Genomic DNA, 12,525 nt, shown 5'->3' with positions numbered 1-12,525 from the left:
AACGGCACAGTATTGATCCAGCGGTATGAGCGCGGCCCGCCGACATAGTCAAAATGATAATACACACCCGCCCCGCCTTGTCGTCCAAGTTCGTCGCTGGTAGGCAAACGGCGTACGTTGCCGAAGTTATCATCGGCCCAGAGTAACGTTACATCGTCAGGTACACGCATACCGCGTTCATAAAAGCCCTGCACTTCTTTGTACAATGCCCAAACCTGAGGGATCTCATCGATTGGTTTGTCTATGTGCTTAGCCAGTATTTCCCGCTGGTCGGCAACAATGCGCTCCAACAGGCCAATATTTTCGCCTTCGCTCATTGGCGTATCAGCCTGTCCTCGCATGCCCATGGTAAAAATTGCGTCCTTGTCTTTATAACGCTTGGCACCCTCAACCCAGAACTCATAGAGCTTGTCTGGGTTTGTCGAATACTCCCAGGGGCCACTACCATAACGATTCCATTCCTTATCGGCTCGCATCATGGGCTCGTGGTGTGATGTGCTCATCACTATGCCCATTTCATGGGCCAGATACATGTTCTGCGGATCGTCATCGGCAAATGCATTGTTCCACATCGCGGGCCATAAAAAGTTAGCTTTTGAACGCAACAAAAGTTCAAACACATGGCGATAAAACGTCGCGTTGTAGCCACCGAATTTTTCGTGGGTCCAATTGGTTAATGCCGGCGCTTCATCATTCAGGAAGATGCCGCGGTATTTCACTTTTGGCGCATCACTCACCTGTGAACCGGCGGCAATGTACACACCATCACGCTGCACGACTGGCACATCTGCCCACCAGTACCAGGGTGATACGCCCATTTTTTCCGACAAATCATAGATGCCGTAAATGACGCCTCTACGATCAAACCCACTGATGACCCAGGCTTGCTCCACACCATCAAATGGGTGTTGTACGTGAGCCAGCTGATAGCCTTCCCATTGATTGGCATTTTCTTCAATGCTGAGGGTACCGTCAGCAAATAATCGATCTACAGGTGCAGCAGCGCCTCGCTCACCAATGATGATCACCTGTCCGGATAGTGTCTGGGCATCATGAACAATAACCGGAGTAAGGCCGGTTACCTTGTGAATATCAGACTGCAGGTTTTTCGCTGCCAGAAGAATGCCGGGGCTTGCATTCGGGTCGACCCAAATACTCGCGACCTTGCCACTCGCCTTATCTGCCACCACAAATGACTGAGAGTCTGGTGAAAAAGACACATAGGCCATAACGGGTGATACCGCACTGACAACCAGGGCGCAAATAATAACAATACACTGCTTAAACATGTCTTACTCCGTTAGTCTTTTCGGCTGTGCAGGCCCAGCGTTGTGCCTACAAAGCCACCGGCTTTATTTGTACTTAACCAGGTCGCATCCATCGCCGGCGAGGATGTATTTGCCGTTTTTTCCAGCATTGAGGTCCATCCTCTGGATGTGCGAAAATCAAAATAAATCCGCTCTTTATCACCACGAATACGCAGGGTTATCGCTTCAGGCTGCATCGCTTTCAGTCTATGCGTAGCAACCGTTGAGGTTTTGCCGTCGACAGTGCGCTCTACAAAAAGCTGTGTGCCGGCAGTTGTATAACGCGCACCAAAATAATAGTGAAATGCCTCACTTTGAAATGCAGCAAGCCCACCGCTCACACCCGTGCTGTCAGGCAAATACATCTCGGTTTCAACCGCGTATTCTGCGGCTGATTGATGTACACCCAAATAACTGACATCACCTTTACTGGTAAGCGGTTCACGCAACGGCGTCAGTGTCATCCGGCCGCCCTGAATATGCACCCAGTCCCGATTAAAGCTGCGTAGACCTTGCCAGCGCAATCCCAATTCCACATCCGTAAAGTCTTCACGCCAGCTATAAAATGCGGTGCTTTCGCTTTTAATATCCGGGTAGGGTTTAGGCAATGTAACCGGTATCGGCTTACCGGATGGCAGTATCATTGGCCATCCCGCCTGCCACGTCATAGGCAGCAAGAAGGTTTCTCGGCCCGTGTTATACCAGTCATTCAAATAAGGACGTGTCGCTAAGAAGACGCTCCACCAGCGTCCATCTGGGCCCTGAATAAAGTCAGCATGACCCGCAGCGTCCACCGCATCTGGCCGAGGCAACGGCAAATCCCGTTGGGTCAGAATGGGGTTGTTTTGATACGGTACAAACGCCTCTCTCAGCGAACGCGTACGAAATACCACCTGGGAATGCTGTGGACCGGTTCCTCCCTCTGCGCAGGTTAAATAATACCAGCCGTCTTTTTTGTATATATGCGGACCTTCAATCCATACCGGCTTCTGACTAATATCCACGCCGCCGTTTACCAATAACTTGCGCGACGACGGCACGACTTTCATGGTTTTCAGGTCAAACTCCCACAACCAGATTGCCCGATGACCGTTGTACAAAGGCTCTCCCGGTGGCGCATCATTGTGGGCAATGTAGGCTTTGCCGTTATCATCAAAAAAGATATCCGGGTCAATTCCACCCACTTCTGGTAGCCAGACAGGCTCAGACCATGGGCCTGCAGGGTCCGTCGCGGTTAATATGAAATTTCCCCCACTGTCTACCGCCGTGGTAATCAGGTAAAACACACCATCATGGTAGCGCAAGGTGGGAGCAAAAATGCCTCTGGAAATCCCAAGCCCGGTAAAGGAGGTCTGTGACGCGCGATCCAGCGCATAACCCACAAGCTTCCAGTCAGTCAGATTTTTACTATGAAAAACCGGTAAACCCGGGGTATACGAGAACGAGGAATTAACCAGGTAGTAGTCATCCCCTTTTTTTGTAATCGATGGGTCTGGGTAGTATCCCGGTAATACCGGGTTTTTAAATTGCGTCTCTTCGACTTCGTACAGCGCGGGCGGCGTGTCGTACCGAAACCAGTCAAACTCTACTGCGTCAGTTGCTGACGCCCCCGGCAGATACAAACCGATCAACGAGAGCGCTGATATCACTTTTTTCTTCACGTTATAACTTCATTCAATACGTTATGTAATCTGGCATTTAACGTGAAAGCGCGCGGCGCTTCAATGAAGCGGCTTTATGAAATAAAACTTTCGTAGTTGCGTTTTTTATGAATGAAATGTTATTGCCCTGATTGGCCCGTTGAAATAAAAAAACGCCCGCTTCGACACGCGAAGCGGGCGCTTTGTTAACCCTCTGACACTGGACTTTAAGACACTTGTAATACCAGGCTGTCTTCTTCGTCATTGTTTTTCATAGCATCACGATATTCTTTAGGCGTCTGGTTAAAGTGCTTTTTGAATACGGCATACATGTATTGCAGTGACGGATATCCGCATATCTTGGCAATTTGCGATGTTGCTTCATTACTGTTTTCCAGCATCTTACAGGCACGCTGTAGTTTCTCGTTGTGGATTTCCGTATGGATACTGTGACCGCGCTCTTCACGGAACCGATTTTCCAGGTTTGAACGCGACACACCTACATAATCCAGCACCTGCTCTACTTTAATGCCTCGACAGGCATTCTGACGAATATAGTGCATTGCCTGCATTACATGTGGGTCGCTGATGGCTTTGAAGTCGGTCGACTGTCGCTCAGCCACACATTCAGGTGCAATTAAAATCGGCTTTTTCGGCGGGTTATGCCCTTTCAGCATTTTGTGCAACAGGCGCGCTGCCTGCTCCCCCAACTCAAAACAGCCCTGGCGTACTGAACTCAAACTCACGCGGCTTAGGTATCTGGCTAACTCGTCGTCATCAATACCAATCACCGACATCTTGTCCGGGATGATCATACCGATGTGGTCGCACACCTGAAGTAAATGCCGTGCTCGCGAGTCGGTCACGGCAATAATCCCAATGGGTGTAGGCAGGCTTTTCAGCCAGTCTGCCAAACGCTTGGTGGTGTATTGCCAGGTCTCAGGACGTACAGGATGTCCACGGTACACGTAGCATTCGTACCCCTGAGAGCGGGTAATTTCCAACACAGCATTCTCACGCTCCTGTGCCCAGCGCGCGTGCTCGTTTACCGGGGCGCCATAAAACGCAAAGCGCTGAATACCTTTCTGGCGAAGATGCTCAAAGGCCGCTTGTACCAGTGCGTGATTATCTGTTGCCACATAAGGAACGTCCGGATAATCAGCCGGGTTGGCGTACGAGCCACCGATCCCCACTACCGGCACCTTGGCTTTCTGCAAGGCAGCCTGAATTTCCGGATTATCGTAATCGGCAATAATGCCGTCACCGCTCCATTCGTCCAGATGCTCAAGACGGGCCATAAAATCTTCTTCCAGATATAAGTCCCAGTCTACCTTAGACGTTTGCAGGTAATCCCCAACACCGGCGATAACCCGGCGGTCGTATACTTTATTGGCGTTAAATAGCAATGTAATGCTGTGTTTTTGTTCAAACATGTGATGTGCCCCGTTGAACTAAATTCAGTAAATATTTTTTATGTTTTTTACTTACATCCAGCATACTAATACATCGAAATTAAATTAACAAAATAATAACAAGTTTTCGTAATTGCGATCTGATGTTTTCGCAATCAGCATACGCGGTATAACGTTTTACTCGAAAAGATAGATATGTATATAGGAATAGATTTAGGCACCTCAGGTGTAAAAACCATCGTTACGGATGAACGCGGACAGGTTATCGAATCGGCAAGCGCACCGCTGTCAGTATCCATGCCCAAGCCACTGTGGTCAGAGCAAGCGCCTGAAGACTGGTGGCAGGCAACCTGTAAAACACTGGACCATCTTGCCAGCAAAATGCCATTGGAAAGTGTAAAGGCAATTGGCCTTGCCGGGCAGATGCACGGTGCAACTCTGTTGAATAGTCAGGGCAAAGTCTTACGCCCAGCCATCTTATGGAATGACGGCAGAAGCGAAAAACAATGTACCGAAATAGAAAAAACCGTAAAGAGTGCGCGAAAAATCACCGGCAATATTGTTATGCCGGGATTTACTGCACCTAAACTGCTCTGGGTAAAAGACAACGAGCCGGACATTTACAAGCAGATAGCCAAAGTGCTTCTGCCTAAAGACTACCTGCGCTTCAAGTTGAGCGGCGAGTATGCCTCGGACATGTCTGACAGTGCCGGCACGAGCTGGCTGGACGTAGGTAAACGCAGCTGGAGCAAATCCATGCTGATGGCCTGCGGACTAAACGAATCGCACATGCCCAAGCTTTATGAGGGCAATGAGGTCACCGGCTATCTGCACAATTCACTGGCCGAAAAATGGGGCATGAAATCGGTTACTATTGTCGCCGGTGCAGGTGACAACGCTGCAGGCGCAATTGGCTGTGGCATTGTAGAGCCTGGCCAGGCCATGCTGTCGCTTGGCACTTCAGGCGTGTATTTTGCGGTTACCAACGAATTCCGCAGTAAGCCTGACTCTGCCGTACACAGCTTTTGTCACGCCATGCCGGACCGCTGGCACCTGATGTCTGTTACGCTAAGCGCTGCCAGTTGCCTTGATTGGTATGCTCGCAACGCCGGTTATCAGGACGTGGCCAGTTTAATCAATAACGTGGTGAACAATACCCGTGTAGACGATCCGGATATTCCGTTTTTCCTGCCCTATCTCACCGGTGAGCGTACTCCCCACAATAACCCGAATGCCAAAGCAGGCTTCTTCGGCATCACCGCATCAACAACCAGGGCACAGATGGCGCAGGCTGTTATTCAGGGCGTATCTATGGCATTGGCCGACGGCATTGACGTGGTTCACGACAGCGGCGTAAGTGTCGATGGTATCAGCCTGATTGGTGGAGGGGCTAAAAGCGTGTACTGGCGCCAGTTGCTGGCCAATGTATCTGGCATAGCCATGGACTACCGCGAAGGCGGCGATGTTGGCCCGGCGTTAGGCGCAGCGCGTCTCGCTCAGGTTGCGGTGAATCCGCTAACACCAATATCGGATATCTGCCCGGTACCTAAAAAAGTCGGTGCTTATGAGCCAGATCCAACACTGCAGGACTACTTCCGTCACAGACGTCAGAAGTTCCGCGAATTGTATTTCAGCCTTGAATCACATTTTTAACAAAAAACACAAGACACGTTCAAATTAACATAATTGTCGAATGGGTTGCGCTCAAACATTATTTGCAATCATTATTCAACGGGCCATTCGGCCACATTTTGGAGCTAATTATGGCAGACTACTTTCAGGACATCAGCGCTATCCAGTACGAAGGTGCTGAGTCAACTAACCCACTGGCATTTAAACACTATAACCCCCAGGAAGTGGTGTTAGGCAAAACTATGGAAGAGCACCTGCGCTTTGCTTCATGCTACTGGCATAACTTCTGCTGGGACGGCGCAGATGTGTTTGGCGGCGGTACCTTCGGTCGCCCATGGTTGCAACCTGGTGATGCCATGGAACGCGCCAAGCAAAAAGCCGATGTCGCGTTTGAGTTTTTTAGCAAACTGGGCGCACCTTTTTACTGCTTCCATGATATCGATGTCGCTCCCGAGGGTGACAGCATTAACGACTACATCCGCAACTTCAGCGAAATGACGGACATTCTTGGCGCCAAGCAAGAAGAAACTGGTATGAAGTTACTGTGGGGTACCGCGAACGTATTCAGTCACCCGCGCTACATGTCAGGCGCTGCGACGAATCCGGATCCAGCCATTTTCGCGCGTGCTGCAACTCAAGTGTTCCACGCCATGAATGCGACCAAGAAACTGGGCGGCGCAAACTATGTGCTTTGGGGTGGCCGTGAAGGCTATGAAACGCTGTTAAACACCGACCTGAAGCGCGAAAGAGAACAGTTTGGTCGCTTTATGAATATGGTGGTAGAGCACAAATACAAAATTGGTTTCGACGGTTTGTTACTGATTGAGCCTAAGCCACAAGAGCCAACTAAACATCAGTACGACTACGACACAGCCACTGTGTATGGTTTCCTGAAAGAGTTTGGTCTGGAAAAAGAGTTCGCGGTTAACATTGAAGCCAACCACGCTACGTTGTCCGGCCATTCATTCCACCACGAAATTGCTACGGCATTCGCGCTTGATGTGTTTGGCTCTATCGATGCCAACCGCGGCGACGCGCAACTGGGTTGGGATACGGACCAGTTCCCGAACAGCGTTGAGGAAATGACACTGATTTGTTACGAAATCCTGAAAAACGGCGGTTATACGTCTGGCGGATTCAACTTCGATACCAAACTGCGTCGTCAAAGCACTGATCCGGCCGACCTGTTCCACGGCCACATCGGCGGTATGGACACTTGTGCGCTGGGTCTGAAGAAAGCTGCCGCTATCATCGAAAACGACTTTATAGCCGATACAAAAGCTAAACGTTACGCTGGTTGGGACGACGCCATGGGTAAACAAATCCTGGGCGGCGAATATTCGCTGGCGTCACTGGCTGATTTGGCAACCCGCAGTAATCTGGATCCTAAACAGGTTTCCGGTAAGCAGGAACTGCTGGAAAACCAGGTCAATCAGGTATTGTTTGGCCGATAGCTCCCGCTTTGAAGCCTGCCGCATAACAGCGGCAGACTTCATGCTTTTTACGGACACCGATATACAACCTCATCCCCCTCTGCCTATCAAGGAGTAAGCCATGCGTTATGGTTATTTGCTTTTGGCGTTATTAATCAGCATGCCAACTCAGGCGCTGACTATTCACCGACTGATTTCCGATGGCGCTGTGCTGCAACGGCATCAGGCAATCCCGATCACGGGCACTACCGATGCAACAACCGTTAAAGTTTGGCTGAACGATACTTTGATAGGTGAGGCCATAGCCGCCAATCAGCAATGGTCTGTCTCACTACCCGCTCAGAAAGCAGGCGGCCCTTATACACTCAAGGTCGAAGCAGAAGAAACTCAGGTTATTCGCGACCTCTACTTTGGTGACGTTTACCTCACATCCGGTCAGTCAAATATGGAACTGCCTATGGCTCGCGTTGAGGAAGCGTACCCCGACGATGTGAATTACGCAGATTATCCGCTTATCAGAGAGTTTACCGTACCCGATGAATATCGCTTTGACGGCGAGAATCAGGATTACTCCTCCGGTCAATGGCTGTCTGCCACGCCAGCGCATATCGCGAAACTATCGGCGGTAGCACATTATTTTGCCCGGGAACTTCACTTATCAGAAGGCGTGCCCATTGGCATAGTGAATGCGTCACTGGGCGGCTCCCCCATTGAAGCATGGATGGCAAAAACGTTGTTAACTGATTACCCGGACGACATTGCAGCAGGCGAATACTTTGCCAATCCGCAAAACATTCAGACAACGCAGCAAACAGAACAAGCAGCACAGCAGGCTTGGTATCAGGCGTTACACGAGCTGGATAAAGGCCTGAAAGATACACCTTGGTTTACCCCCTCGTTGGATGACCAGGACTGGCAAACTCTGACAGTACCAGGAAACCTGCCCGGTAGTGAGTCAGGTTTCGCTGGCGTTTGGTGGTTGCGCAAACACGTCTTTCTGGCTGAAGTGCCTGACGCACCACTGACACTGCGATTGGGACGAATTGTCGATGCGGATGAGGCTTATGTGAACGGGCAAAAAGTCGGTAACACCACCTATCAGTATCCTCCACGTCGTTATACCGTGCCGGTTTCAGCACTAAGAAAGGGCGACAATGTGATTGCTATCCGCGTTGTCTCGAATGGCGGGAGCACTGGATTCGTGCCCGATAAAATGTATTTCCTGGGGAACGACCAGGCTCGGATTAGCCTGGCAGGCGACTGGCAGTATAAAGTCGCGGCAACCACAGAAAATACGCCTTCAACAACCTTTATTCGCTGGAAGCCAATGGGCTTGTTTAACGCCATGATAGCGCCGGCAACACGATTCCCAATCAGCGGGGTACTTTGGTATCAGGGCGAATCGAATGCCTCACGACCCGAAGATTATCGGGACAAGCTGACGTCAATGATGACTCATTGGCGAGTGCGCTGGCAACAACCTGACCTCCCCTTCTTTATAGTGCAACTCACCAATTTTATGGATCGTCACGATAAGCCAACAGACAGCAGTTGGGCACGCTTGCGCGATCAACAATACAAAAGCACTGAACTCGACAATACTGCCTTGGTAGTGACCATTGATATTGGTGAATGGAATGACATCCACCCGGTAAACAAAAAAGCAGTAGGGCAAAGGCTTGCTCTGGATGCCCAACACCTGGTTTATAAACATCCGGTAACATACCGCGGCCCGGAAATTTCAGGCATTACCCGCGACGGCAACACGCTAACATTGACGTTTGCCCATGCTGATGACGGGCTGCATGCCAATACATCACTCAGAAAAAGCTTTGCTATTGCCGGACAAGATGGCCGTTTTCACTGGGCTAACGTGCAACTAAGCGGCAATAAAATCACGCTTCAGCACCCTGATGTCGTTAGCCCGACTACAGTACGTTACGCTTGGGGAGACAATCCGGCTGCGGGGCTATACAACCGGGCAGGCTTACCTGCGCCGCCATTTGAACGCACTGTTTCGCCATAAATTACGCAATGGACATAATTAAAAACACACAATAGTTTAATCAGACAGGTGGGCACATGTATAACAAACGGTTATTGACTGGACACAGATTAACACGCTCGGCAGTATTTACCGCTATAGCATTAGTGGTAGCAGGATGCTCAGGTGGAGGAAGCACGCAGAGCAATGGCACACCATTGCCACCGCCAACAGACACGCCGCCTGAAAACATCAGCTTGTATACTAATCAGGTCGGTTTTATTCCTGAGCAGGCCAAAGAAATAGTCGCCACAACGAATGCCCCCCTGCGCTTTGAAGTAACCCGCATCGACACCAATCAGGTGGTATTAAGCGGTGAATCCGGGCAGCCGGCTCTGTGGCCGTTAGCAGGTGAAAGCGCAGCCATAATAGATGTCGGTGCTCTCACCCAAACAGGCAATTACCGGCTGACGCTAGCAGAAAGCAATAACAGTATCAGCTTCGAGATTCGTGACGATGCGTACGGTGACATTCACGATGCCGCGATTAAAGCCTATTACTTTAATCGCGCCGGCGTGGCACTCGACCCCGCTTTTGCCGGACAATGGCAACGCCCGGCGGGTCATCCGGATACGCAGGCAGCGGTTCTGGATAATCCCTCGGATGTGCGGCCTAGCCCCAAAGGTTGGTACGATGCCGGTGACTACAACAAGTACATCGTAAATTCCGGGATCTCCACTTACACACTCTTACGTGCTTACCTGGATTTCAGCGACTTTTACGACAACCGGCAATGGAATATTCCGGAGTCTACCAACACCCAGCCCGATATGCTGGATGAAATACTTTGGAACCTGGACTGGATGGCGACTATGCAGGAACAGGATGGTAGCGTCTTTCACAAGTTAACCACCCTGAACTTTGCGCCGGACGTGATGCCACACGAGGCCAACGAGCAACGTTATTTCGTAGGGAAAGGCACAGCAGCGGCACTTAACTTTGCCGCCGTAATGGCCACTGCCGCCCGGGTATTTCCCGCTTCTGCCAACACTTATCAGAGCGCGGCTGAAAGCGCGTGGAAATGGGCGGTCGAGAATCCTGACATGCCCTATAAAAACCCTGACAATGTAAGCACGGGAGAATATGGCGATAGCAACTTTGATGATGAATTCGCCTGGGCGGCCAGTGAACTGTTAATTACAACAGGCAAATCCGTGTATCTGGATGCGCTAAATACCCACCTTGGTGCGCCCTCTACCCCGAATTGGGGAAGCACGATGGGGCTGGCGTATTTGTCGCTGTTAAAAGAAGGCAAAGCGCGCTTATCATCCAGTCTGTATGACACGCTAGAAAGCGACTTTCTTAGCTATGCAGACCAGTTGGTAGATGTGGATGCGACTTCTGGTTTCCATGTGGCAATGCGGGAAAACGATTTTGTATGGGGCAGCAATGGCGTTGCTATGAACCACGGCATGATCCTGGCAACGGCCTATTCACTGACTCAGAACAACAGCTACCGAACTGCAATGAGCCACCTGGTAGACTATGTGCTGGGTAAAAACCCAACCGGCTATAGCTTTGTCACCGGTTTCGGCACTAAACCACCTCGGTTTATTCACCATCGCCAGTCACAAGCCGACACCATAGCAGATCCGGTTCCAGGCTTTGTTGCAGGTGGTCCTCACAGTGGCCAACAGGATGGCTGTGACTACAGCTCAGACTTCCCCGCGAAGTCATATGTAGATGATTGGTGCAGCTATGCATCCAACGAAATAGCAATAAACTGGAATGCACCGTTGGTTTATACCCTGGCGGCAATGAACAATCTTTACTAACTTTCCACGCTGAACCCTTCGCAGTGAAACGTATCACTTTCACTGCGAAGCAATTTCATAAAAACACTCAAAGCCCCTCAAAAAGCACCAAAAACAATCCAAAAATCCGTGAATTGCTCATAAAAACAAAAAATGAACCGATTCACAAAATGAATGTCTATTATGTTTGTTGTTAATATTTTGTTGCGATTATTTGTTTTCACGTTGTGATATTTTAACACTCCATTGATAGTTCTTATTGACTCCATCACTATGCTCGGACCATTTCTCACATCTGTCTTACCTGCTGTTGGGAGCAGTGACAGAGCGAAAAACGGACATAACTATTCCATTTAATCTCAACGGAGACGTGATAATGGCTAAAGCACGGGCACACAATAAGCGATTTGCACACCCATTTAATAAGTCCATTTTGGCATTAACCGTTTTGTCTGCTTTACACTCATCATGGGCGCAAGAAGCCCCTGCAGCACAAGAACAAGCATCAGAAGATGAAGAAGTAGTAGAAACAATTGAAGTAAAAGGTATTCGCGGTAACCTGCTGAATGCACAGAACTTAAAGCGATTTTCAGACACGGTGGTTGATGCCATTACTGCCGATGACATTGGTACACTGCCTGACCGCAGCGTACTGGAAGCTATCCAGCGTTTGCCGGGTGTTTCCATTGAACGGTTTGCCGGCCCCGACGACCCAGACCACTTTAGCGTAGAAGGCAGCGGCGCCATCATTCGTGGTATGACCCAGACACGAAGTGAATTTAACGGCCGTGACTCCTTTACTGCAAACAGTGGCCGGGGCCTTTCTTTTCAGGATGTATCCCCCGAACTAATGGGCGGCGTGGATATTTATAAAAACCAGACAGCCGACATGATTGAAGGCGGTATCGGTGGTACCGTTAGCCTGCGTACCCGTAAGCCATTCGACTCCGATGGTCGGGTAATCGCGTTTGGCGGTGATTATTCATACGGCGACGTTGCCGAGAAAGGCAGCCCTACCTTTTCTGGTTTATACAGCGATCGATTTGATCTCGATGGCAACGGTGAAATTGGTTTCCTGGTTAACTATGCAAACTCACAGTTATACGGTGAGTCACACGGTATCCAGTCTGACGCTTTCGTGCAGTATTACGCACGCGACCTGGCCGGTGCAGAAGCCTTTGTTGGCGACGACAACAACGGCACCGTTTGGATTCCGAACGCGTCTAACCTGCTGAAGAAATTTGATGACCGTAAACGCGAAGGTTTCGCCAGTACCCTGCAATGGGAAAATGAAGACGAAACC

General features: G+C 50.0%; 8 protein-coding genes. 5 read left to right on the top strand and 3 right to left on the bottom strand.

The annotated features are described in order from the left end of the window. From AC4MRN_RS02835 to AC4MRN_RS02825, 3 genes are all read right to left on the bottom strand, one after another. On the bottom strand, window positions 1–1,289 hold a 1,289-nt coding region (locus AC4MRN_RS02835), incomplete at its 3' end, for a glycosyl hydrolase 115 family protein (protein WP_491202451.1). Window positions 1,290–1,300: 11 nt separating this feature from the next. Continuing rightward, window positions 1,301–2,968 (bottom strand): glycoside hydrolase family 43 protein, encoded by a 1,668-nt coding sequence (locus AC4MRN_RS02830; protein WP_491202450.1) that lies wholly within the window; start codon window positions 2,966–2,968, stop codon window positions 1,301–1,303. 206 nt (window positions 2,969–3,174) lie between these two features. After that, window positions 3,175–4,380 carry a XylR family transcriptional regulator gene (locus tag AC4MRN_RS02825; RefSeq protein ID WP_073325208.1) on the bottom strand — a complete coding sequence of 402 codons (1,206 nt, stop codon included), beginning with the start codon at window positions 4,378–4,380 and terminating at the stop codon, window positions 3,175–3,177. Between the two features lie 174 nt (window positions 4,381–4,554). Between AC4MRN_RS02825 and xylB the strand changes: the two genes are divergently transcribed. The 5 genes from xylB to AC4MRN_RS02800 form a co-directional block, all read left to right on the top strand. Next, complete coding sequence (xylB, locus tag AC4MRN_RS02820; RefSeq protein ID WP_491202449.1) at window positions 4,555–6,012, top strand: xylulokinase; 1,458 nt, start codon at window positions 4,555–4,557, stop codon at window positions 6,010–6,012. Window positions 6,013–6,122: 110 nt separating this feature from the next. Further along, a complete protein-coding gene (xylA, locus tag AC4MRN_RS02815) occupies window positions 6,123–7,445 on the top strand; it encodes a xylose isomerase (protein WP_155013630.1) in 1,323 nt (440 codons plus the stop codon). Between the two features lie 100 nt (window positions 7,446–7,545). Beyond that, a complete protein-coding gene (locus tag AC4MRN_RS02810) occupies window positions 7,546–9,450 on the top strand; it encodes a sialate O-acetylesterase (protein WP_491202448.1) in 1,905 nt (634 codons plus the stop codon). A 56-nt stretch (window positions 9,451–9,506) separates the two neighbouring features. Next, entirely contained in the window at window positions 9,507–11,243 is a 1,737-nt protein-coding gene (locus tag AC4MRN_RS02805) for a glycoside hydrolase family 9 protein (RefSeq protein WP_491202447.1), read from the top strand. Window positions 11,244–11,598: 355 nt separating this feature from the next. Beyond that, window positions 11,599–12,525, top strand: a 927-nt coding sequence (locus tag AC4MRN_RS02800) for a TonB-dependent receptor plug domain-containing protein (protein ID WP_491202446.1), incomplete at its 3' end; no start/stop codon positions are given.

It is taken from the genome of Marisediminitalea sp. (assembly GCF_984433645.1).
The sequence above is the reverse complement of the archived record's forward strand: the minus strand, read 5'-3'. Positions and strand labels throughout refer to the sequence as shown.

Bases quoted from the DNA above. Each gene is read 5' to 3' on its own strand.
- AC4MRN_RS02825 (WP_073325208.1), bottom strand. From the start codon at position 4,380: ATGTTTGAACAAAAACACAGCATTACATTGCTATTTAACGCCAATAAA.
- xylB (WP_491202449.1), top strand. From the start codon at position 4,555: ATGTATATAGGAATAGATTTAGGCACCTCAGGTGTAAAAACCATCGTT.
- xylA (WP_155013630.1), top strand. From the start codon at position 6,123: ATGGCAGACTACTTTCAGGACATCAGCGCTATCCAGTACGAAGGTGCT.
- AC4MRN_RS02810 (WP_491202448.1), top strand. From the start codon at position 7,546: ATGCGTTATGGTTATTTGCTTTTGGCGTTATTAATCAGCATGCCAACT.
- AC4MRN_RS02805 (WP_491202447.1), top strand. From the start codon at position 9,507: ATGTATAACAAACGGTTATTGACTGGACACAGATTAACACGCTCGGCA.